Source organism: Actinopolyspora sabaoui (genome assembly GCF_051225635.1).
Lineage (GTDB): Bacteria > Actinomycetota > Actinomycetes > Mycobacteriales > Pseudonocardiaceae > Actinopolyspora.
Genome location: NZ_JBMIHH010000008.1, coordinates 215,842 through 238,103, shown reverse-complemented (window position 1 = coordinate 238,103; position 22,262 = coordinate 215,842). Strand labels below are relative to the sequence as shown.

The window sequence follows — 22,262 nt, the reverse complement described above, 5'->3', positions numbered from 1 at the left end:
TTCGACGCTCACACCCTCCGAGTCCACTCGCGCCGCGCGGGCCGGGACGCCGAACGGTCGGACACGCCTCGATCTCATGGTGATCCATTGTGCTCCACGCGAGGGATCTCCCTCCATCTAGGGCATCATGATTAGCAACACTGGTGTGACATTCACATCCTCGATAACAACAACGAGGTGCGGGCGTGGCCCTTCCGACGATCGTGGCCGCACATCGGCCCCCACCCACACCAGGAAGAAAGGCGAATGGTTCGCGAGCACACCCCCATCCTCGGCCGAGACGAGCAGTGGGCCCGGCTCGACAGCGCCGTTCACGCCCCCGACGGGACCGGAGCGTTGCTCGTCGTACGTGGACCGAGCGGCTCGGGAAAGAGCGCACTGCTCGATGCCGCCTCGCGGAACTGGCTTCGACACGACGTGCGGGTGCTCTCCGTCTCGGCCGCCGTCCCGGCGCCCCGAATGTTCGACGCGCTGTTGGAGACCGTGCGCGGACGAGTCGGTGACCACCACGAGCCCGAGTTGCTGGAGGCGGTCGCGGCGGCGGCCCGGCTGCGGCCCCCGAAGGAGGACGCCACCGCGGAAGGCCCCGCGCGCTTCACTCCCCTGCCACTGGTGCACGAGCTGACCCGCGCGCTGACGCGACTGGCATGTGGGAAACGCACCGTGCTGCTGATCGAGGACGTCGACCGCGTGGACCGGGAGTCGGCCTCCGCGCTGTCCTCGCTGACCCAGGGCGTTCGGGCCGCGGGCGGCGTGGTGCTGGCCACGCTCGGCAACGCCTCCCGCGGAGCCCACGAACAACTGGTGGACCTGGCCGACTCCGTGCTCGATCTCCCGCCCCTGGGGGATGACGACGTCACGGCGCTGCTGACGCGCTGGACCGGTGGACAGGCGGCCGTGGCCGTGGACCCGAGCACCACGGAAGCGTTGCGCACGACGCTGGGGCCGCTGTTCGGCAACCCGGCGACGACGCGCTCGCTCGTGCGAACGCTCCGCCGCGAGGACCGGCTCACCGTGATCGACGAACACCTGTGCCTGCGCTCGCCCCGGGAACCGATCGCGCTGCCCGAGGACCACGAGCTGCTGCGCCCGGTGCACGAGTGCGGCCCCGAGGGCGGTCGGATCGTGTGGTGCGTCGCGGTGCTCGGCGAGCTGGACGTGAACGACCTGCCGATGCTCGCCGAAGTAGCCGACGTCGAGTTGCACGCCTGCGGACGCGTACTGGACCGGCTGGTGCGCGACGACGTGCTGCGCGAGGACAACGGTCGACTGCGGCTGCCGGTACCCGCGCTGGGAACGGCGCTGGGCCGCGAGGGGGCGCGCTCGGCCCGGGAAGTGCACGGTGCGCTGGTTCGGCACATGCTCGACCGCGCCGAACGCGGGATCGTGGTGGATCACTCGGCACTGGCACAGCACCTCGTCGAGGCGGGCCCGGATTTCGGCGGTGAGCGCGGGCTGGAGATCCTGCTCCACGAGGCGGACAGAACCGTGGAAACCGATCCGGGCCGGGCCGCCGAACGATACCGCGCGGCGGTGCACCGGATGCGGGCATCGGACAAGCGGCTGCCGAGATCATTGGAAACGATGACGCGGCTGCAGCTGTCCCGAGGGCATCTCGGGGAGCTGGCCGACGATGTCGGGGTCGTGCTGCCCACGCTGCTGGGAGCACTGCACCACGAAAGCGAGTCGACGGGGACCGGCCCGTACGAGCACGACGACGAGCGGATGCTGGCCGAGCTCGCGATCTGCTGGTTCCTGGTACAGCTGCACGAGGGCCACACGGTCGGGATCCACGACTCGACACGGTTGTTCGACCTGATGAGCACGCGGGACGAGAGCGGCGAACAGCTGCGCGGGCTCTTCTCCGCGTTGTTCCGCGGGCGGACGCGCGAGGCGGTGACCACACTCGACACGCTGGTCGCGACCTTCCCCACCGCACGGGAGAAGGCACGGCCGGTGATCTCCCTCGACGAAGTACTGCTGCTGCTCCAAGCGCTGGAGGGCGAGCACGAGCGGTTCCTGCGAGCCCTCTCGCGGTGGCAACGGCGCCACCCGGCCTGCCGGGATGCCCCCGACGTCGAACGGCTGCGCGACGCGGGAAACATGCTCGACCACGCCACGGCGCTGGAACTGGTCCTGGGACACCGCCCGGGAAGTCACCGTGGCGGTTCCGCGCACGCCTACCAGCGGGTGCTGCGTGCCTACTACGCCGGTGAGTGGGACAAGGCGTTGTCGGTGGCCCGTTCGCTGGAGGCCGACCGGCCGCACCCCCGAGGCTCCCTGGCGCTGCACCTGACGCGGGTGATGGCGGGGGAGATCTGCGCGGCGCGCGGCCACTTCCGGCGGGCGGAGAACTGGTTGTCCCGGGTGCCGCGTCGGTTCGCCTGCGGCCACCTCCTCGCCTGGGTGCGCTGTGGTCTGCGGCACCGCCGCGGTCACACCGCCGAGGCGGTCGAGGAGGGATGGCGGGAATACCTGCACCACCGCGACCGGGGCAGCACGACGGGTCTGGAACGGTTGCTGGAGCGGCTGATCGACTACAGTGTGCGACTCGGTGACCAGGAGAGCGCCGAGCGGATGCTCGAACGGCTGGAAGCCTTCGAGGCCCGCGACCGCACCTCCTCGGCCAGGGAGGCGGCGCTGCTCGCGCGGGGGATGGTGGAGGCGGACCCGACACTGCTGCGCGAGGGGATCGAGTCGGCCAAACGACGCGGGGACAACCATCGGGTCACCCGTGGCTGCGCCGCGATGGGCAGGCTGCTCGACGAGCCGCAGTCGTGGTTGCACGAGGGCTACGACCTGGTCAAACGATTCGGCTCCTCGTACGGACGCGGCGTCTTCAGCGAACTGATGCGCAACCGCGGTATCGCGTTGACACGCTCCCGCGGCCCGAGGGAAACGCTGTCGAGCACCGAGAACCGGATCATCGAGCTGGTCAGTGACGGCTACACCAACCGCCAGATCGCGGTGGCGGTGCAGGCCAGCGAGAAAACCGTGGAAAGCCACCTGACCAAACTGTTCACCCGAACCGGCTGCCGTTCCCGCGTGGAGTTGGCCACCGCACGGCTGGAGGGCCGACTCATGCCCGCCTGATCGCGGTGCCACGAGAACGAGCCGCCCGCGACACGAACCATCGCGGCGCGAGTAGGACACCCTCCACCGAACCCGGTGCGAAGACCGGGATCCAGCCAGCAGGAGAGCTGATGATCATCGTCTCGCCGGACGCCCCCGGCTGCCACTCGTCGATCGCCGAAGCGTTGGACTCGGCTCCCGAAGGAGCCACGGTGCACATCGCACCAGGGCGGTACGTGGCGAACCTGGCACCGCGCAGGCCGGTCACGATCGTCGCCGAGGACGGGCCGGACACCGTCGAGATCAGCTCCGTGCGGGGGCCGGTGATCTCGTGCGACGTCGCGACGGAACTCAGCGGGCTGACCCTGCGCTGCACCGATCCCGAAGCTCCCGTGGCCGTGGCCGGATCGGATCGGTTGACCATCACCGAGTGCCGGCTGGAGGCGACCGCCTGGGCGGCGGTCCACGGCCACGGCCGGAGCAGCCTGACGATGCGCGACTGCTCGGTGCGCAGCTCCGAGGGCGCCGGAGTCGTGGTCACCTCATCCGCCGGAAGCTCGCTCGAGGGATGCACCTTCCCCGAACCCGGTACCTCGGGGATCGTGGCCGCCGAGCACGGGGTGCTCACGCTGCGCTCGTGCACGGTCGAGCAGGCGGCGGGCAACGGACTGTGCCTGAACGGCAGCGGGCACATCGACGGTGAGAACATCACGATCATCGGCGCGCAAAAGCCCGCGCTGGCCGTGGAGGAGCAGGCATCGGCCACACTGAGCGGGTTCACGGCGCGCGACAGTCGTGGCGTCGGCTGCTACCTCGCCACAGGTTCGGCCGTGGAGCTCACCGATTGCTCCGTAGAGCGATCCGGGGCGGACGGACTGCTGATCGCCTCCACCGGACCCAGCACGCTGGAGCGGTGCACCGTCGAGCACACCAACCACCACGGCATCCGGCTCACCGGTGGCTGCGCCGGAATCCTCCGCGACTGCACGATCACGGGGGTGCGCGGGACGGGAGTCCTCGTCGAGGCGGAGTCGAGCACCGAGTTCGAGCGGCTCACCGTGACCGAGTGCCAGGGGACGGGACTGAGCGCCACGAGCGGCGCCACGCCCTCGGCGCGACGGCTGCGGATCACCGGCTCCACGGGAGCGGCCGTGGAGATCACCAAGGGGGCGAAGGCCCGCCTGGACAACGTCGAGATCGAACGGACCGGTGATGTGGGCGTGCTCGTCGCGGACGACGGTGCGGCGACGGTCAACGGGTGCAGCGTGCTGGAACCGAACGGTTCCGGGGTCGCGGTGCTGCGCGCCGCGAACGCCACGTTCACCGACTGCGACGTCCATCGTGCCGGTGGCGACGGGGTGCACGCCGGGGAGCGGGGCGGGATCGTGCTGAACCGCTGCCGGGCCCGTTCCGGTCGGGCGTGTGGAGTGCGGGTGGAGCCCTCCGCCCGGGCCGAAGTGTCCGAATCGGAGTTCGCCGAGAACGAGGCCGACGGTATCAGCGTGCGCTCGACGGAGACCGTGGTGCTGCGCGACTGCACGGCCACCGACAACCGGGGTGCCGGTCTGCGGCGCACGGTTGCTTCGGAGGCGTTGACGGTGGAGGGATTCACCAGCACCGGAAACGGTTTCCCCGACGCGTACGGCCTGGCGAACGAGAACTCCGGCTCCTCCCCTCGCGATAACCCCGCCGAGGTCGGCGGCCCCGAGAGCGGCACTGCCGAAGCGGGCGCTGCCGAGACGGGCGCTGCCGAGACGGGCGCTGCCGAGGCGGGCGCTGCCGAGGCGGGCACCGAGCAGAGCAGGCCGATGCGGGAGTTGACCTCGCTGGTGGGGCTGGAAGGAGTCAAGCACGACGTCACCACGCTGGTGAACCTGAACAAGATGGCCAAGCGGCGCCAGGAGGCCGGGCTGTCGGCGCCCCCGATGAGCAGGCATCTGGTCTTCGCGGGAGCGCCGGGTACCGGCAAGACCACCGTGGCCCGGCTCTACGGGGCGGTGCTGGCCGAGCTGGGGGTGCTCGCCTCCGGGCACCTGGTCGAGGTCTCGCGCGCCGATCTGGTCGCCGACATCGTCGGCGGCACCGCGATCAAGGCGACCGAGGAGTTCAACAAGGCGCTGGGCGGAGTGCTCTTCGTCGACGAGGCGTACACCCTGAGCTCCTCCTCCGGGGGATCCGGCCCGGACTTCGGCAAGGAGGCCGTGGACACCCTGGTCAAGCTGATGGAGGACCACCGGGACGAGGTGGTGGTGATCGCGGCGGGCTACTCCGCGGAGATGCGCGAGTTCATGGCCACCAACCCCGGCCTGGAGTCCCGCTTCAGCCGAACCATCGAGTTCACCAACTACACCGCCGAGGAACTGGTAACGATCGTGCGCCAGCAGTGCGCCGAGCACGACTACCAGCTCGACGAGAGCGCCGCCGAAGCACTGCAGGACTACTTCGAGGCGATGCCCAAGGACGGCACCTTCGGCAACGGCCGGACAGCGCGCAAGACCTTCGAACGAATGGTCGACCACCAGGCATCCCGCCTGTCGGTCTCGCCGGACACCTCCACCGCCGATCTGACCCGGCTGCTGGCCGAGGACGTCGAGGCCATCCGGGAAGGTGTGCCGGGGTGAGTCGGGCGACGAGAACGGCGAAGAGCAGGGACTTCCCCCGCCGCGTCAACGCATTTTCCCGGATCGGCTCCGAGCAGCTCGTTCGATGCCCCGTGCCGGGTTCGTGTTCGGTCCCTCTCGGCATCGACCGCGTTCTCATGCATCGAGGCGAGCCTCCATCACACCGGCGAGGTGACTCAGCGCGGTCAGAACCGCATCGCGAACCACGGTGTTCGTCGGCCCGCGTTTCGTGCCCTCCGACGAACTCCTGACCTCGCTGGGCTGCGAGAAGAACGACAGCGGGTGGATAAACGTCGATTCCTCCGGTCGAACCAGCGTTGCGGGAGTGTGGGCGGCGGGCAACGTCGTGGACAGTCCGACACAGCTCATCAACGCGGCCGGCGGCGGGGCGAAGGCCGCTGTCGCGCTCAACCACCACCTACTGGCCGAGGACGTCGAGCAAGCTCTCGCCGCACACCGGGAAGACGAATGAAGTGATCCCTCGCCGTCGCCGTCGTCGCGACGCGGTGCATCCGTTCGACATCACCAGAGCCCGAAGACAGCACCGCCCCGGACAGAGAAGACTCACCCCGGGAAAAGCTCACCGAGGCGGTGCAACGACTTCTCGATGGCCGCCCTGTTCCGGCGGGGGAACGGGCTCAGCGAGATCAGCAGCGGAATCCGCGCGGTCGACCAGTCGAAGGTTTCGGTCACCTCGGTTCGCTCACCGACCGGGCGAAGCCGCCAGCGCCAGCGGTGACCGTTGAAGTGTCGCCACGCGATCAGGCGGTCCTGCTCGAACTCCACCACCGTGTTCAGGATCTTGTACGAGGCACCCATCTTCATGTCCATGCCGAACTTCGAGCCGAGTTCGAGGCGCTGTGGACCACCCTGCTGTGCCTGTCGCACCGTACCCGACCCGTCGAGCAGCGAGTGCTGGGTCGGATCGGTGAGCAGCTCGAAGATCCTGTCCGGTGTGGTCGCGACCGTCCTGGTCGCCGACACCTGGCGTCCTACCATCCGGTAACCCTAATTCCCGGACGACGATCCGGCAGTGGCGGCCCTCTTCCGCATCCCGTGGCGAGCTCACCTGCAGCGCGACTTCGGCCCCGCTTCGCACGTCGATCGGGTAAGGTTCGGCCGCGCGGCGGATTCAGCCACGCCCGTTCACGGCGCGGCGATGCAGCTCCCGCACTTCGTCGGCCAGTTCATCGAACGGCCCCTCCACCACCAGCTCGGGCACGACCCGGGTGATCGGCAACGCGCGAACCGGTGACTCGGGCGCCCCGAACTCGCCGAGCCAATCGGCCAGTTGCGCGGCCGAACTCGCGCAGACGATGCGCCCCAGCCCGACCCAACCGTGCGCGGCGGCGCACATCGGACAGTGCTCCCCGGACGTGAACACGGTGGCCGCCGATCGCTGCGCCGGACGTAGGTTCGTCGCGGCCCACCGCGCCAGGGCGAACTCGGGATGCAGGGTCGGATCACCACCGGTGACGACACGGTTGCGATCCTCGGCGAGACGGCGCCCGTCGGAGGCCACCAGGACCGACCCGAAAGGCTCGTCGCCCGCCCGCAACGCCTCCTCCGCCAGCTCCACGCAGCGACGCAGCTGGTCCAGCTCGACATCACCGGTCATGATTCGCTCCCCTCGGTCGCACCGGCCTCCCGCAAACCCGGGGTCAGGACGCTACCGCCCACCGGCAGCCCGAGACGAAGCGCGTTGACCCGGTTCGCAGCACTGACTAAGCTATCCTCAATACGAAATAAATATTCCGAATAACGGAATAAAATCGCGGGCCACGGTCCCCGACGGGAACGACCTCTCCCGGTCGTGCGGGTTCTTCCGCCACGGGAGCTCCGCCGCGCCGACGGCGCCCCGAGATAATGTGTGTCCCCGAGCAGCGTCTCGGGGACGCACCGGGGCACGGGCCGGGCACGCGAAGTTCGACCAGGACAGGAGCGGACCTTGAACGCACCGACGTACCACGCACCGCAAGGCGGCCTCCCGTCGCAGGACACGCTGCTCACCGACCGGGCCGTGGTCAAGGAATCCTACACCGTCATCCCCCGCGGCGTGCTGCGCGACATCGTCACCAGCAACCTGCCCGGCTGGAACCGCACCCGCTCCTGGATCCTGGCCCGGCCCGTGGCCGGATTCGCCACCACGTTCGCCCAGTACGTCGTCGAGGTCTCCCCCGGCGGCGGCAGCGACGAACCGGAACCGGAACGCGGTGTCGAGTCCGTGCTGTTCCTGCTCTCCGGCGCGCTCACCATCGTGCTCGAAGGCGAGACCCACGTCCTCTCGCCCGGCGGCTACGCCTACCTGCCCGCAGGCGCGGACTGGTCGGTGACCAACGAGTCCGAGGAGACGGCCAGCTTCCAGTGGGTCCGCAAAGCTTACGAGCCACTATCCGGGCACCCGGTTCCCGAGGGCTTCACCGTGCAGGAACAGGACGTCACCCCCACCCCGATGCCCGACACCGACGGCGCGTGGACGACCACCCGGTTCGTCGATCCCGACGACCTGTCCCACGACATGCACGTCAACATCGTCACGTTCGACCCCGGCGCCGTGATCCCCTTCGCCGAGACGCACGTGATGGAGCACGGTATCTACGTCCTGGAGGGCAAGGCGGTCTACCGCCTCAACGACGACTGGGTCGAGGTCGAGGCAGGCGACTTCATGTGGCTGCGCGCCTTCTGCCCGCAGGCCTGCTACGCCGGTGGCCCCGGCAAGTTCCGCTACCTGCTCTACAAGGACGTCAACCGTCAGATCAAGCTCACCTGAACTCCACGAGCACTACCACGGAACGGCGTGGGCAGGAAGCCGACCGGGACGCGCTGCCCTCACTCGGCCCGGCGTCCTCGGAGTCGGGGGCGATCGAGGCGCCCGGACGAGTCACGGCGCCGCAGCACCGCCATCACCAGGTCCTCCTTGCCCGGGAAGAACCGATACATCCGATTCAACGACAACCCCGAGGCCGTACGCACCGAGGAATACTCCCGATCCGACCGCCGATTCGACAGGAGAGCACCAGTAGAGTTACCCAAAACCGCTTCAGCAGCAAGGAGACGTCGATGCCGAGTAAACGACCGACCATCTCTGACATCGCCAGAACGGCCGGGGTGTCGATCGGTGCGGTCTCCTATGCGCTCAACAACCGCCCCGGAGTCTCGGACGATACCCGGCGTCGGATTCTCGACATCGCCGAACGCCTGGGATGGGCCCCCAGCAGCGTCGCGCGCTCGCTGACCGCTGGTCAGACCAACGCGATCGGTCTCGTGGTGGATCGTCCTGCCCGGGTGCTCGGGATCGAGCCCTACTTCATGCAACTCATCTCCGGCATCCAGGAAGCGCTCTCCGGAGGGCCCACTTCGCTACTGCTGCAGGTCACCGACAATGCCGATGCCGAACTGGCCACCTACCGGCAGTGGTGGGCGGAACACCGAGTCGACGGAGTACTACTGGTGGATCTGCGGATAGAGGACCCCCGCACTGAGCTGGTCCGCGAACTCGGACTCCCCGCCGTGGTGCTGGGGGAACCCTCCGGGACGGACAGCGTGCCCCGTGTGTGGACGGACGACCAGGTGGCGATCGTCGACGTGGTCAAGTACCTGGCCAAGCTCGGACATCGACGCATCACCCGAATCGCAGGCCCGAGCGAGTTCCTGCACACCAGGACACGCTCCAGGGCGTTCTCCGAGACGGCGGAAAGCCTCGGCCTGGAACAGGCACACGTCGTCACCGCCGACTACTCCGACGAGAGCGGAGCACGGATGACACGTCGAGCGCTCACCAGCGACGAACCGCCCAGTGCGCTGGTGTTCGACAACGATGTGATGGCCGTGGCAGCGCTGGGGGTCACGCAGGAACTCGGGCTTTCGGTCCCCGAGGACATATCCCTGATCGCCTGGGACGACTCCACGTTGTGCGAGCTGGTCCGACCCGCACTGTCCGCCGTACGTCGTCCGATCGCCGAACGCGGGGCCACCGCCATCCGGATGTTGACGGACATCATCGCGGGCGAATCGCCCCACGATGCCAGGACTTCGGACCCTGAGCTGATTCCGCGGGCGAGCACCGGTCCAGCGCCGAAGCATTGATCGCGCCCCGCACGAGCCTTCCTACCAGTATCCGGTGAACTCCGGGGAGCGGAAAGACGAAATCCGACTGAACCCGCGAGCGAGTAACTCTTGACTATTAAGCGCTTAAGCGATGTGATTCATCTAACGGGCCCTCTTCGGTCACACCGGGGCAACGGACAGTCCCGGACCCACTCACCGCGGGAGCGGGCATCGGCCGGAGTCGGTCCTGGTCCAGCCGAACGAACTCTCGCGGACACCTGCGAGGAACGACCGGATCGAGGTTTCGATGAAGAATCGATTAACCGCATTGGGGACAACGCTGCTGATCGCACTAGCGTCGCTGCTCCTCGGCATGCCCCAGGCGACCGCCGCGAGCGGTTTCCACGTCCAGGACGGACGACTGTACGACGCCAACGGCAACGAGTTCGTCATGCGCGGCGTGAACCATCCGCACGCCTGGTACCCGAACCAGCTCGGATCGCTCGATGACATCAAGAGCCAGGGCGCCAACACCGTCCGGGTCGTGCTCAGCAGTGGCGATCAGTGGAACAGGACGGAAGCGAGCGAGGTAAGCGACATCGTCTCGCGGTGCAAGCAGAATCGCCTGATCTGCGTACTCGAAGTGCACGACACCACGGGTTACGGCGACGATTCCGGCGCCGTGGACCTGCAACGGGCCGTGGAGTACTGGAAGAGCGTCCAGAGCGCGCTGGACGGCCAGGAGAAGTACGTCGTCATCAATCTCGGCAACGAACCCTTCGGCAACGACAGGGCCTCCGAGTGGACCGTTGGCACGAAGCAGGCGATCCGGGACATGCGCTCGGCCGGGTTCGACCACACGCTGATGGCCGACGCCCCGAACTGGGGGCAGGACTGGGCGAACATCATGCGCAACAACGCGGCGGAGGTCCTCGCCGCGGACCCCGCGAGCAACACGATCTTCTCGGTGCACATGTACGGGGTGTACGAGTCCGCCTCCAAGATCCGCGACTACCTGTCCTCGTTCACCGAACGGGGCCTGCCCATCGTGATCGGCGAGTTCGGCCACAAGCACTCCGACGGTGATCCGAACGAGGATGCGATCATGTCCACCGCGCAGTCCCTGGGCGTGGGCTACCTGGGCTGGTCGTGGAGCGGCAACAGCGGTGGCGTCGGATACCTCGACATGGTCGAGAACTTCAACGCCGACAACCTGACTCAGTGGGGCGAACGAATCTTCAACGGCACCGACGGCATCGCCGCGACCGCCGAGGAAGCCACCGTTTACTGACCCGTCGACACCAACACCGCGACCGCGATGGCCACGGGGCACCACTGTCCCGTGGCCATCGCGGCGCGTGTTCCGAACAATCGCTGTCCGAGGCGCGCACACGACAGCACACGCCTCGGGTCGTGTCATGACCTGCTCGTGGGTCACGACGAGGATTACTCGTTGGGCAATCGGAAGGTCGAGGCCGATGCACGCTTCGACGCGATCTCGGCCCTGTTCGGCACCTCCATGTTCCGGCACTTCGAGACGCTCGGAATCCGGTAAGGTGACAGTACTGGGAGGTCGGTGCCGGCAGCCCGAACATTCCCACCCGACTCGCCGAGCGCGTCGGACCCGGCGGAGGCGCACTCGCCACCGACATCGACATGGCCCGGTGGGAAGACCACCGATACGGTCGAAGTGCTCAGCCACGGCGTCGCCCGCGACGCGTCCCGGCGGGTGGATGCTGATCGAGGACGCCGATCCCACTTCGCAGCCGCTACTCTGCCCCGAGCGCTGCGTGATGCCGGCCTCACAGGCCGGGTACAGCCGGCGAGTGGCTCCGCCGGCTGGGACGTGAAGCTACCGTCACGAGAACTTCCCTGCGAGGCCCCTGGAATCGTTGTCCCGCCGAGTTGTGCCAAGACCGGCGAGTGGAGCTCATCACGCAGCTACGCCCCCTGCGGGGTGGTCCTGCCGGTGATCGGCGCGATGATCACGCAGCTCCGTCGCGCCGAGGAAGCGCCCCTCGTCGCCAGCCTGCTCGGCCACAGCAGCCTGCGGGGTCCGGGAGCGCTTCGGCCCGGGGCCTTCACCGGTCGATCCGACCGGTCCTGTCCCGCCCGGGAGCCGAAGGCTCCGGAACCGGGGCGTTCGCGGAGGCCTTCGGGCGGGAAGCCCATTGCCGATAACCGTTCGGGAAACGTGTGAAAGTGTTCCTGATCCGTCGTATTGCTACGCGACCTTGGCCACACCCGGGGGTGCGGTCTTCCCGTGGCGATACCCTATGCCAGCGGGGCTGGTCTTAGCGGGGTTTCCAGCGGGCTTGTTCAACGTCCCGGCGCAACTCTCCGTGGACGCGGCCGTAGCGGATGACCAGGGTCTCGACGCGGCTTGGTTCTCACCACCCCGAGCTCCTCGACCGGGTCGGTATCACACTGTTGTACACACAGTTATGCAGGGCGGAAACAGTCAAAACCCTCCCGACGACCCCGCGGATTCACTATCCGCGGCGGCCCGCGAACGCGGAGTACGGGCGCGCCCACTACCTCGCCAGTCGCATGAACCGCAGGACCACGGCCCCGCACGCGGCGAACACGGCGGCACCGAGGTAGAGCGTGGTGTAGTTCTCACCGCCACCGATCATGAGCAGAGCGGGAGCCAACATAGGCCCCACCGTCTGCGGTAGGGAGTTGGCCATGTTGAACACACCCATCCCCTTCGCCGCTTCCGTGTCACTGTTGGGAAGCACCCCTGCCACCAGTGCGTAGTCCACACCGGCGTAGATCCCCTGGCCGACACCGGCGATGGCGACACCGACGGCGAACCCTGTCAACGAGTGGGAAAGCGCGATCACGACCATCCCGACCCCAAAGGTGAGGGCGGCCCCGGAAACGAAGATCCTGCGTCTTCCCACGCGATCCGACCACCAGCCGCAGAGCACGCTGCCCGACATCACTCCGATGGCGAGGATGAGCATCGACCAGGCCAGGATTCCGGCGGCTTCGGCACCGGTGTATCCCAGCCGGTCGATCAGAAAGTACGTCTTGTACGTGGTCAACAGTGCGATCGCCGTGTGCATCAAGAACCGGCTGAGAAAGGCCCAACCGAAGTCGGGATACCTGACCGGGTTGATCCAGAAGCTGTAGAAAAGGTCCTTCCAGGATCTGTCCGGTAGTTCCTCCCGAGTTTTCGGCACTTCCCGAAGGAACACGGCGAAGGTCAGTACCAGGACGAACCCGACCGCAGCGGGCACGAGGAACATGGCGAGCCCGATCGTGCCGGTGAGCAGGACGAGATAACTTCCGGCCGCCTGGGCGACCTGGTTCGTCACCCCCATGAGTCCCGAAGTGGTTCCGCGGCGCCCCTCGGGGACACGCTCGGGCAGCAGGGACATCATCGCCGCCAGGGTGGCGTTGAATCCGATCTGGGTCAGGCACCACCCGATGGTCACCACGAGGATGTCGGGAGCGAGTCCGATGACCACCAACGAAGCGGTGCCGAACAGGAGACCGCCGAGCATGTAGGGACGTCGCTGTCCCCACCGCGAGGTGGACAGGTCGCTGAGGCGCCCGAATACGGGGGTCGCCACCAGCGCGAAAAGTGCACCTGTACCGGTCACCAGGGCCAACGATCCGGCTTTGCCGTCGGGATCGATCGCCGCGACGCGCAGGGCGAGGGTGATCGACGAGGGGGTCAGCACCGCAACCCACAGACCGATCATGGCGAGTATGTAGAGGGTGATGAACCCCGTTCCCACACGTTGCCCGGTCAGACGAGCATTTCTCGCAGGCTGGTCCTCCGGGGACAGCGGCTCGGAAGACCCCGCTTCCGGCGGCTGCGATGAGGGCGTCGTTACCACGTAGGAGTCCTTGTCGGATTGCGGTGTTGCTACCGCACCCTCCCCTGGACGTGGTCGGGCGCGGTATACGAGTGCGTTCCGATCGACACGATCCGCGTGCCGACCGTCTTTGGCGGGGTGACCGCGCACGGTCCGGAGCGGATGCGTACCGCTTCCGGCCGGTCTCGCTCTCCGTGGTTCGTCGAGAACTTCGGGGAGCGGGACGTCGACGAGCGGAGCACGCGGCTCTCCCGCTCCCGGGACAGCGAAAACAGGACACCACTTAAGCCCTTAAGCGTCAAGGGTCACACCACAGTTTCGTTTCACGGCCGCGACATTTCCCCGAACATCGCGTTACTCGAACCCAGCAGCCGAGCAGCAAGCCCGCACCGAAAGAGTGCGTCCGGTAGAGACCCCACGATATCCAGGCCGGGCGCCCTCCTGCTCCGGACATCGCCGAGCTCTTACATCCACCGCCGCGTGACAGCGTCGGAGCGCCGCGCGGCCGAAGGGCGGCATTGACGCGAAGAGAATCGAAATCTATATTCCGCTCAAGTCACGATCAGGGTTCGCCACGGCTGTGCCCGCTCCACATCGATGAGCAGCGGTTGGGCCCGTACGACATCGACCTGATCTTTCGAACCACACGAACACACTTCGTGCGCAGGCGCGCTTCCTTGTCGGCTCGTGGCCGAACAGCCCTTTCCCGCACATACCGATGGCCGGGGCCTCGCCCGACGAACCGGCAGGCGAAACCGCGTCCCTCTAAGCCGTGTTCCGCCCATCGCCCGGCGGCTCGCCACATCCGCGAACACCGTTACCCATCCGGAGGACTCACCGTGATCCATCGGGAATCTCTCACCCACCACGATCGACTTGCCGAAGAACGGCGCGGACTGCTGCGCTTCGCGGCCGCCTCACGGATCCCGGAAGGCGGATTCGGTTGGCTCGACGCCACGGGTCACCTCGCCCAGCGGCAACCGATCGCGACGTGGATCACCGCGCGGATGACACACGTGTTCAGCCTGGCCGACGGCTTCGACGAGACAGACACCGCGCCCTTGGCCGACCACGGTGTCGCGGCACTGCGCGAGCGGTTGCACGACCACGAACACGGCGGGTGGTACTCCAGCACCGACGACCCCACGAAAGGCGCCTACGAGCACGCCTTCGTCGTCCTGGCCGCGAGCAGCGCCACCGCCGTCGACCGCCCAGGGGCCGAGGAGCTACTGACCCGGGCCCTGCAGACCGTCGGGCACCACTTCTGGGACGAACGCACCGGACTCGCCCTCGAGAGCTGGGACAGGTCGTGGCAGGAGACCGAGCACTACCGTGGTGCCAACAGCAACATGCACCTCGTCGAGGCGTTCCTGGCCGCCGGGGACGTCACCGGCGATTCCCTCTGGCACCACCGCGCCCTGCGCATCGCCGAGACCCTCATCCACCATGTCACCGCGAACCACGACTGGCGACTGCCCGAACACTTCACCTCCGACTGGGAGCCGCTACTCGACTACAACAGGGACCAGCCCGGCCACCCGTTCCGCCCCCACGGCAGCACGGTCGGACACTGGCTGGAATGGGCCCGGCTCCTGATCCAGCTCGAAGCCGCTCTCGGCCCGGAAGCTCCCGGCTGGCTGCTCGACGACGCCCGCAGGCTCTTCGAGTCAGCCGTCACCCGAGGCTGGAACATCGACGGCCACCCCGGGTTCGTCTACACCCTCGACTGGCAGGACCGCCCCCAGGTCAGGGCCCGCATGCACTGGGTCATCGCCGAAGCCGTCCTCACCGCGAACGCGCTGCACCAGCGGACCGGAGAACACCACTACCTCAGTTGGTACGACACGTTCTGGGAGTACGCGGGAGCCCACCACATCGACACCGAGCACGGCAGCTGGCACCATGAGCTCACGCCGCAGGGGCAGGTCTCCGGCACCGTCTGGTCGGGGAAACCGGACGCCTACCACGCCTACCAGGCAGCGTTGCTGCCCGTGCTGCCGCTCGCCCCCGCTCCGGCAGTACTCGCCCGACGCGAGAAGCACAGTGCGAATTCCTCGCGGAGCGAACCGCTCGGACGAGTCGGCCACACCGACACATGAAGCGACGGTTCGACGTCTCGAGACTCCCAGGGCAAGCGGGACCGCCGCGGTCGCACGACCGCGGCGGTCATTCGCTCCTCACCGAACTGGAATCATCGCAACACATTCTCGGAGATCCCCCGGGAGTAGCGGTACGCGCTCCGCTCAGGGGTGCGGCGCTGGGTGCCGTAGTCGACGTGTACGAGGGCGAAGCGCTTGGCATACCCCCTGAGCACCCGATCCCCTCTGAGCACCCGTGCGGATCGCCCCCTGATCCAGTGCTCTGTGCGCCGCCCTCATGTGAGGCTCGAGGAATTCGATCCGCTCTACCCCGTCCACGCCGGAGTCGGTCACCACGTCCGGACAGGCCGCACCGTTCTCGGTCACGTACGTCAGGAGACCGGGATATCTCCGATACGGCCCGGCCGAGAGCTGTGTCTGCCCCTCCGGAGCCACTTCCCGGACCATGCCGCTACGTGACAACCCACGACCTGGAAAGCTCACGTACCCAACGCCCACCAAGGGCGTGGCCCCGGACTCGTCGTCCGGATGCCCGGAGGCATTTCGGATCCGGGAGAAGCGGTTCCGCAAACCGTCCACCCTACGTACGACCTCCGGACGGCCACGAGTATCCCCGGTGGGCCGGCAGGAACGGGAGAAGCGTTTGCTTTACGCCCCGTCCCCCTCCGCGGAGGACTCGTAAAGCCAGCAACGTGCCGTGTGCCCATCGCTGAGGGGGAACTCGGGCGGTTGCCGCTCGCACTTCGGCATCGCGTGCGGACACCGGGACCGGAAGGGGCATCCCTCGGCGCCGGCCGACACCTCGCCGGAAGGACGTTCGGGGGACGACAGCGTCGCGGATTCCCCACCCGGATCCGGGGCGGAGTCCCTGAGCAGCTGGGTGTAGGGGTGCTTCGGTCGCAGGATCACCTCGTCGCTGCTGCCGCGCTCGACCACCTGGCCCCGGTACATCACCAGGACCTGTTCGGAGAAGTGCCTCGCGGTGGCCAGGTCGTGCGTGATGTAGAGGACAGCCAGGTCCTCCGCGCGCTTGAGCCCGTCGATCAGGTTGAGTATGTCCAGCCGGATCGACACGTCGAGCATCGAGACCGGCTCGTCCGCGAGCAGCACCCGGGGACCGGGTGCCAGCGCACGAGCGATCGCCACCCGCTGACGCTGCCCGCCCGAGAGTTCGTGCGGCTGTTTGGCGACCACCCGTTCCGGCGGCTCCAGCGCCACCCGTTCGAGCAGCCCCTCGACCCGCTCGTCGACGGCGGAGCGGGTCAACGTCCCGCCGTGCAACCGTACGGGTCTGCTCAGGTGGTGTCCCACCGTGTGAAACGGATTCAGCGAAGCGAACGGATCCTGGAAGACCATCTGCACCTTCCGCCGGTAGTCCCGCGTGGTCCTCCGACCGGCGGCGAGCCGTTCGCCCTCCAGCAGCACCTCCCCGGCCGTGGGCGGCAGCAACCGCGCGAGCATCCGGGCCACCGTCGACTTCCCGCTGCCGCTCTCCCCCACCAACGCCACCGTGCGACCGGCCGCGAGCTCGAACGAGACCTCGTCGACGGCACGCAGCTTTCGTTTCCGACCAGCCTCGCGCAATCGGAATTCCTTGGTCAGGTCACGGACCTCGAAAGTAGTCACAGGTTCACCTCGGTTCTCTCGGTCGGGTGGAATTCCCCGCGCAGCAGCGAGGCCGGTGTCTCGTCCCCGTACTTGTGGGGGTCGTAGGCGTGGCAGGCCACGCGATCGTGGGTTTCCACGGAGCCGTCCACGGGCGACGCCAGCGGTGGCTGCTCAGCCGTGCAGACCGAGCGACGGTGCGGGCAGCGCTCGGCGAAGGCGCACCTGTCCAGCGGGTCGGCCAGATCCGGGGTGTGGCCGGGAATGCCGTGCAGCGCCCCGCGCTCACCGGTGATGCCGGGGAACGAGTTGAGCAACCCCACCGTGTAGGGGTGCGAGGGCGCGCGACGCAGCCGCTCCGTGCTGCCCTCCTCCACCACCCGGCCCGCGTACATGATCGCGATGCGGTCGCTGATCTCCAGCAACAGCGACATGTCGTGGGTGATGAACACGACCGCGAATCCGAGTTCGGCACGCAACCTGGTTATCTCGGCCAGGATCTCGCGCTGCACCACCACGTCCAGCGCCGTGGTGGGCTCGTCCATCACGAGCACGTCGGGGCGCAGCGCCAGCGACATCGCGATCATCACGCGCTGACGCATCCCGCCGGAGAGCTCGTGCGGATAGCTGGACACCCTCCGCGGATCCACACCGACCAGTTCGAGCAGTTCCGCGCAGCGTTTCCTGCGTTCCTGCTTTCCGGTGGCGGGCTCGTGGGTGGCGATAACGTCCTCGAGTTGGGTACGCACGTTCAGCACCGGATTCAACGCGTTCATCGCGCCCTGGAAAACCATGGCCAGTTTGTTCCACCTGAACTCGCGCAACGCCCTCCCCCGCAGCTCTGTCACGTCGACGTCGCGCTCGGGATCGTGAAAGGTCACGCTGCCCTTGACGACACGGGCGGGTGGCCGCAGCAGTCGGTTGATCGCGTAGGCAAGAGTTGACTTGCCGCAACCGCTCTCACCTGCCAGACCGAGTATCTCCCCCCTGCCGAGGACGAGATCGACGTCACGGACCGCGTGGACGGTGCGTTCCGCCTCGTAGTCGACGCTGAGTCCGCTCACGGTGAGCACCGGTCGCTGTTCGGAAGTCGGGTACTGTTTCGCTGGGCTGTTCATCGGGAGGCCTTCCGCTGACGTGTGGCGCTGCGCAGGTTCGGATCGATGATCTCGTCGATGGCGAAGTTGATCAGGGAGAGACCGCAGCCGAAGACGGCCATCAGCAGCCCCGGTGGGATGAACCACCACCAGGCCCCGAGGATGAGCGCCTGGGCGTTCTGCGCGTAGTACAGCAGCGTTCCCCAGGTCAGGCTTCCGAAGCCCGCCAGGCCGAGGAACGCCAGTCCCGCCTCGGTGAGTACGGCGAAAATGACAGCGAAAACGAACTGCGCGGCCACTACGGGGAGCAGGTTGGGAAGGATCTCGACGCAGACGATGCGCCAGGAACGCTCCCCGGATGCCTTGGCCGCGGTGACGTAGTCGCGTTCCCTGACCGACCGGGCCTGGGCCCGCAGCACACGGGTCGGGGCTGCCCAGGTCGTCATGGCGATTACCAGGATGGTGACCAGCAACCCTCCGCCGTCCAGGTAGTTGGCGATCACGATCGCCAGGGGCAGGCTGGGGACGACGAGGACAATGTTGGTCAGCAGGGAGAAGGTCTCATCGGTCCTACCACCCACGTAGCCGCCGACGACTCCCACCAGGATCGACACCAGCGTGGCGATCGCGCCGACGATCAGCCCTACCAGTACGGACCCTCTGGTGGCTCGGGTGAGCTGCGCCAGCACGTCCTGCCCGGTCTCGGTGGTGCCCAGCAGATGCGCACCGCTCGGCGGCCGCAGGACAGCACCGCTGACAGCGTGCGGATCACCGGTGATCAGCGGACCGATCGCCCCCACCAGGCCGATGAGGAGCACGATCCCGAGCCCGGTGCGCAACTTCGCCGATTTCGGCAGTCGCCATCCGGGACCGGAACGCTTCCTCCGTGCCGGAGATTCCGCTCCGGCTCCGGAGCCATCCACCGTCTCCCCGACGGTTTGATTGTCCACTGTCATGAGTTTCACTCCGTCTCTCGGGTGCGCGGATCGATTATCGAATGCAGCATGTCGACCACGAAGTTCGCGCCGAGCACGGTCAGCGTGATGATCAGAAAAATGGCCTGCATGAGGGGATAGTCGTTGTTCTTGACCGCTTGCAGCAGGACGTAGCCGACACCGGGATACGAGAAAACCGCCTCGGTGACGATCGAGCCGCTGACCACGAATCCGAGCGAGACGGCGAATCCCGTGACGCTGGGAAGAACGGCGTTGCGTGCCGCGTAGGCCAGCATGACCCTACGGGGCCGCAGGCCCTTGGCCTCCGCCGTGAGCACGTAGTCCGCCGAGAGAGTGGAAACCATCATGTTGCGCATCCCCAGCAACCATCCCCCCAGGGAACTGAGCACGATGGTCATTCCGGGAAGCACCGCGTGACTGAAGGCGCTAGTCAGGAACTCCATGCTGAACCCGGGGTCGGTGCTGTACCCGTAACCGCCGGACAACGGCAGCAGCTGCAGCACCGAACCGAACACGAACAGCAGCACCAGAGCCAACCAGAAGTACGGAATGGCGGCGATGAAAGTGGTGAGCGGAGCCACGCCGTCCAACCAGGTGCCCCGCTTCCAACCGGCGAACGTCCCCAGCCCGATGCCGAGTACGAAGGACACGATCGTGGACACCCCCACCAGCACGACCGTCCAGGGCAGCGACTGCCAGAGCACAGTGGCCACCGGTGTCGGGAAATAGGTGACCGACACCCCGAAATCACCGGTGAAAAGGTTTCCCAGGTAGGTCAGGTACTGCACGAGGATGTTCGCGTCCCCGCCCTGCCCCAGAGCTGTCGCGATTGACGATCGCGCCTGGGGCGGCACGGGCCCACCGCTCTGCTGCATGCGGGCGAGCAGAATGTCCACCGGATTTCCCGGCATCATCCTGGGAATGACGAAGTTCAACGTGACCGCGGCCCAAGCCGCGACCAGGTAGAACAACACCTTGCGCCGTATGTGTGTCACGACCGACCTCTCCTCTCGACAGCGCGGGCGGCCGTCACTTCTTGACCTTCAGGTTCTTGGCCACGATTCCCAGGTCAGGTGCGAACTGGGCAGCCGCGACGGCGTACTGATCGTCTTCGGACGGCCAACCGGTGAAGGTCTCGGTTCGATACTGGGTGACGGCGTTGCGCTGCAGGACCGGAATGTAGGGCAACTGTTCGGCGATGACGCGCTGCAACCGGGTGTAGGCCTTCTCGCGGTCACTCTCGTCCCGTGTCGAGCCGATCGCCTCCAGTGCTCCGTCCACCGTCTCGTCACGGAAACGGGCGTAGTTCGGGTTGGCCTGCTCACCGATCGGTGCGGTGTTGGCGCTGTTGTAGAAGTCGTTGTAGAGGTAATAGGGGTCCGGCCCGCCGTAGAGGTTGTCGATGGCGAGCTGAAACTCGCCGTTGTTCCGGTCGGCGGTGAACGCCGCGTAGGAGACTTCCCTGGGGATCAGCTCGATCCCGATCTTCTCCAATTGCTGACGCATCACATTGGCGGCAGAGATGTAGTCCGTGTAACCACTGGTGATCTTCAAAGCCAGCGAGAGCCGCTCCCCGTCCGGGGAGACGAAGATCCCGTCCTCGCCCCTTCGGTATCCGGCCTGTTCGAGGATCCGACGTGCGCCTCGCTGGTCCATCCGCATGCGTTTTCCACGCAGTTCCGGGGCCACGTACCGCTCGTCGCGCGGCAGCAGCAGCATCGCCGGTGACGGCGCTTCGCTCTTGCCGTTGTAGACGAGCCGGTTTATCTGCTCACGGTCGAACCCCAGCGACAATGCCTTGCGCACCGCGACATCGCTGGTCAGACCACGCACGGTGTTGGCGATCAGTACTGTCAGGTACAGCGGGGTGGCGACGTAGTTGTTGGTCTCGCGCCTGGAGGCGTAGGTCCGGTCGATTCGCGGAATTACCAGGGTCGTCCAGTCGAGCTTTCCGGCCAACAGCGCCTTCGTGGCGGCCTGGTTACCGCTCAACGAGACGTAGCGCATGGCAGCGAGCCCCGGTTTGCCCTCCTGCCAGTAGTTCCGGTTCCTGGTCAGCACGTAGTCCTGTGGCGAGAAGCTCTGCAGCGTGAACGCTCCGGTTCCCACCGGAGCGGTGTTGGGATACGTCGCCGGATCCTCGACCTTCGACCAGAGATGCTCGGGGACCATGAACGTGTAACCCGCGATGTACCACAGTTCGGCGTAGACGGGGCGGTTGAAACCGATGCTCACGGTGTGCTGATCCGCGGCCCGCACATCCGTGATCGGCAGCGCATAGGTGTTGAGTGATTCCTCGCGCCGTATCAGCTCGAAGGTGAAGGCCACATCAGCGCTGTCGAAGGGGGTTCCGTCCGACCAGGTCACCCCTTTACGGAGCCGGAAAGTGATCCTCTTACCCCCTTCCGACCACTCGTAGTTCTCGGCCAGCTGCGGTGTCGGCTCGTCGTCGCGGGCCTGGTTGAAAAACATCAGCGGCTCATAGATGATCCCGCGTGCCGGTGGGTTCGAGGTCGGTGTGAACGGGTTGAAGTTGTTCGTGAGTTGGCCGGTGGCACCGGTGTAGACGATCAGTTCGGAACCTCCCCGACCGGCGGCGGCCGAGCACCCGGTGGCCACGAGCGCGGCACCCGCCCCGAGCCCACCGAGCAGCGTCCGCCGTGTGAGGTGTGCGCGCATGCGGATCCTCCTCTCGAAAGTGTTCGCCTCATCCGCCGACGGCAGATGACATGTCCAATGAACCGTTTAAGTGAGGTAGCGAACATGATTACCCGAGACGTGGCCCACAATCAACCCTTTCGGAGCAGTCGAGCCACTTGATTGAGCAAGTCGCCGGGCCGGGCAACGCTGATCGGGCCACGACACCGCCTTCTGCTGGAAGATCCGCATCCTCTGAAAACGGAACACTGAGCACTGCCCCACCGAGGGCGCGAAC

18 protein-coding genes are annotated in these 22,262 nt (G+C 67.1%); 7 read left to right on the top strand and 11 right to left on the bottom strand.

What is annotated here, in order from left to right; translation table 11 throughout:
- Window positions 1–246: 246 nt before the first annotated feature.
- From ACOQFL_RS16755 to ACOQFL_RS16745, 3 genes are all read left to right on the top strand, one after another.
- Window positions 247–3,093 (top strand): AAA family ATPase, encoded by a 2,847-nt coding sequence (locus tag ACOQFL_RS16755; RefSeq protein WP_435545116.1) that lies wholly within the window; start codon window positions 247–249, stop codon window positions 3,091–3,093.
- Between the two features lie 110 nt (window positions 3,094–3,203).
- A complete protein-coding gene (locus ACOQFL_RS16750) occupies window positions 3,204–5,693 on the top strand; it encodes a right-handed parallel beta-helix repeat-containing protein (protein ID WP_435545115.1) in 2,490 nt (829 codons plus the stop codon).
- A gap of 208 nt (window positions 5,694–5,901) precedes the next feature.
- Window positions 5,902–6,165: an FAD-dependent oxidoreductase gene (locus tag ACOQFL_RS16745; protein WP_435545114.1), complete on the top strand. Its 264-nt coding sequence runs from the start codon at window positions 5,902–5,904 to the stop codon at window positions 6,163–6,165.
- Between the two features lie 92 nt (window positions 6,166–6,257).
- On the opposite strand, the gene ACOQFL_RS16740 is transcribed toward ACOQFL_RS16745, so the two are convergent.
- Both ACOQFL_RS16740 and ACOQFL_RS16735 read right to left on the bottom strand, forming a co-directional pair.
- Window positions 6,258–6,692 (bottom strand): SRPBCC family protein, encoded by a 435-nt coding sequence (locus ACOQFL_RS16740; RefSeq protein WP_435545113.1) that lies wholly within the window; start codon window positions 6,690–6,692, stop codon window positions 6,258–6,260.
- A gap of 133 nt (window positions 6,693–6,825) precedes the next feature.
- On the bottom strand, window positions 6,826–7,311 hold the full coding sequence (locus ACOQFL_RS16735; RefSeq protein WP_435545112.1) for a nucleoside deaminase: 486 nt from the start codon (window positions 7,309–7,311) through the stop codon (window positions 6,826–6,828).
- Window positions 7,312–7,641: 330 nt separating this feature from the next.
- Between ACOQFL_RS16735 and ACOQFL_RS16730 the strand changes: the two genes are divergently transcribed.
- On the top strand, window positions 7,642–8,463 hold the full coding sequence (locus ACOQFL_RS16730; protein WP_435545111.1) for a bifunctional allantoicase/(S)-ureidoglycine aminohydrolase: 822 nt from the start codon (window positions 7,642–7,644) through the stop codon (window positions 8,461–8,463).
- 59 nt (window positions 8,464–8,522) lie between these two features.
- On the opposite strand, the gene ACOQFL_RS16725 is transcribed toward ACOQFL_RS16730, so the two are convergent.
- Window positions 8,523–8,666, bottom strand: a complete 144-nt coding sequence (locus ACOQFL_RS16725; protein WP_435545110.1) for a hypothetical protein — start codon at window positions 8,664–8,666, stop codon at window positions 8,523–8,525.
- Window positions 8,667–8,753: 87 nt separating this feature from the next.
- Here ACOQFL_RS16725 and ACOQFL_RS16720 point away from each other — a divergent pair, with 87 nt between their 5' ends.
- Together ACOQFL_RS16720 and ACOQFL_RS16715 are read left to right on the top strand one after the other, a co-directional pair.
- Window positions 8,754–9,779 carry a LacI family DNA-binding transcriptional regulator gene (locus ACOQFL_RS16720; protein WP_435545109.1) on the top strand — a complete coding sequence of 342 codons (1,026 nt, stop codon included), beginning with the start codon at window positions 8,754–8,756 and terminating at the stop codon, window positions 9,777–9,779.
- A 268-nt stretch (window positions 9,780–10,047) separates the two neighbouring features.
- On the top strand, window positions 10,048–11,031 hold the full coding sequence (locus tag ACOQFL_RS16715; protein ID WP_435545108.1) for a glycoside hydrolase family 5 protein: 984 nt from the start codon (window positions 10,048–10,050) through the stop codon (window positions 11,029–11,031).
- Between the two features lie 650 nt (window positions 11,032–11,681).
- On the opposite strand, the gene ACOQFL_RS16710 is transcribed toward ACOQFL_RS16715, so the two are convergent.
- Together ACOQFL_RS16710 and ACOQFL_RS16705 are read right to left on the bottom strand one after the other, a co-directional pair.
- Window positions 11,682–11,825, bottom strand: a complete 144-nt coding sequence (locus ACOQFL_RS16710) for a hypothetical protein (RefSeq protein ID WP_435545107.1) — start codon at window positions 11,823–11,825, stop codon at window positions 11,682–11,684.
- 449 nt (window positions 11,826–12,274) lie between these two features.
- Window positions 12,275–13,591, bottom strand: coding sequence for an MFS transporter (locus tag ACOQFL_RS16705; protein ID WP_435545106.1), 1,317 nt, complete (start codon window positions 13,589–13,591; stop codon window positions 12,275–12,277).
- Between the two features lie 818 nt (window positions 13,592–14,409).
- On the opposite strand from ACOQFL_RS16705, the gene ACOQFL_RS16700 reads away from it, so the two are divergent.
- Complete coding sequence (locus ACOQFL_RS16700; protein WP_435545105.1) at window positions 14,410–15,669, top strand: AGE family epimerase/isomerase; 1,260 nt, start codon at window positions 14,410–14,412, stop codon at window positions 15,667–15,669.
- A gap of 144 nt (window positions 15,670–15,813) precedes the next feature.
- On the opposite strand, the gene ACOQFL_RS22895 is transcribed toward ACOQFL_RS16700, so the two are convergent.
- The 6 genes from ACOQFL_RS22895 to ACOQFL_RS16665 all read right to left on the bottom strand — a co-directional run bounded on the left by ACOQFL_RS22895 (window position 15,814) and on the right by ACOQFL_RS16665 (window position 22,006).
- Window positions 15,814–16,116 carry a hypothetical protein gene (locus tag ACOQFL_RS22895; RefSeq protein WP_503169962.1) on the bottom strand — a complete coding sequence of 101 codons (303 nt, stop codon included), beginning with the start codon at window positions 16,114–16,116 and terminating at the stop codon, window positions 15,814–15,816.
- A 201-nt stretch (window positions 16,117–16,317) separates the two neighbouring features.
- Window positions 16,318–17,295 (bottom strand): ABC transporter ATP-binding protein, encoded by a 978-nt coding sequence (locus ACOQFL_RS16685; RefSeq protein WP_435545103.1) that lies wholly within the window; start codon window positions 17,293–17,295, stop codon window positions 16,318–16,320.
- Complete coding sequence (locus ACOQFL_RS16680; RefSeq protein ID WP_435545102.1) at window positions 17,292–18,392, bottom strand: ABC transporter ATP-binding protein; 1,101 nt, start codon at window positions 18,390–18,392, stop codon at window positions 17,292–17,294. Before ACOQFL_RS16680 ends, ACOQFL_RS16685 begins: the two co-directional genes overlap by 4 nt.
- Window positions 18,389–19,327, bottom strand: coding sequence for an ABC transporter permease (locus ACOQFL_RS16675; protein WP_435545101.1), 939 nt, complete (start codon window positions 19,325–19,327; stop codon window positions 18,389–18,391). The genes ACOQFL_RS16680 and ACOQFL_RS16675 overlap by 4 nt, the downstream gene beginning before the upstream one ends.
- Window positions 19,328–19,332: 5 nt before the next feature.
- Entirely contained in the window at window positions 19,333–20,322 is a 990-nt protein-coding gene (locus ACOQFL_RS16670) for an ABC transporter permease (protein ID WP_435545100.1), read from the bottom strand.
- Window positions 20,323–20,356: 34 nt separating this feature from the next.
- Window positions 20,357–22,006, bottom strand: a complete 1,650-nt coding sequence (locus ACOQFL_RS16665) for an ABC transporter substrate-binding protein (protein WP_435545099.1) — start codon at window positions 22,004–22,006, stop codon at window positions 20,357–20,359.
- Window positions 22,007–22,262 lie beyond the last annotated feature (256 nt).

What these genes read in the sequence shown, in the direction of transcription:
- ACOQFL_RS16675 (WP_435545101.1), bottom strand. Translation starts at nt 19,327, where the DNA reads ATGACAGTGGACAATCAAACCGTCGGGGAGACGGTGGATGGCTCCGGA.
- ACOQFL_RS16740 (WP_435545113.1), bottom strand. Translation starts at nt 6,692, where the DNA reads ATGGTAGGACGCCAGGTGTCGGCGACCAGGACGGTCGCGACCACACCG.
- ACOQFL_RS16735 (WP_435545112.1), bottom strand. Translation starts at nt 7,311, where the DNA reads ATGACCGGTGATGTCGAGCTGGACCAGCTGCGTCGCTGCGTGGAGCTG.
- ACOQFL_RS16665 (WP_435545099.1), bottom strand. Translation starts at nt 22,006, where the DNA reads ATGCGCGCACACCTCACACGGCGGACGCTGCTCGGTGGGCTCGGGGCG.
- ACOQFL_RS16715 (WP_435545108.1), top strand. Translation starts at nt 10,048, where the DNA reads ATGAAGAATCGATTAACCGCATTGGGGACAACGCTGCTGATCGCACTA.
- ACOQFL_RS16750 (WP_435545115.1), top strand. Translation starts at nt 3,204, where the DNA reads ATGATCATCGTCTCGCCGGACGCCCCCGGCTGCCACTCGTCGATCGCC.
- ACOQFL_RS16755 (WP_435545116.1), top strand. Translation starts at nt 247, where the DNA reads ATGGTTCGCGAGCACACCCCCATCCTCGGCCGAGACGAGCAGTGGGCC.
- ACOQFL_RS16720 (WP_435545109.1), top strand. Translation starts at nt 8,754, where the DNA reads ATGCCGAGTAAACGACCGACCATCTCTGACATCGCCAGAACGGCCGGG.
- ACOQFL_RS16680 (WP_435545102.1), bottom strand. Translation starts at nt 18,392, where the DNA reads ATGAACAGCCCAGCGAAACAGTACCCGACTTCCGAACAGCGACCGGTG.
- ACOQFL_RS22895 (WP_503169962.1), bottom strand. Translation starts at nt 16,116, where the DNA reads ATGGTCCGGGAAGTGGCTCCGGAGGGGCAGACACAGCTCTCGGCCGGG.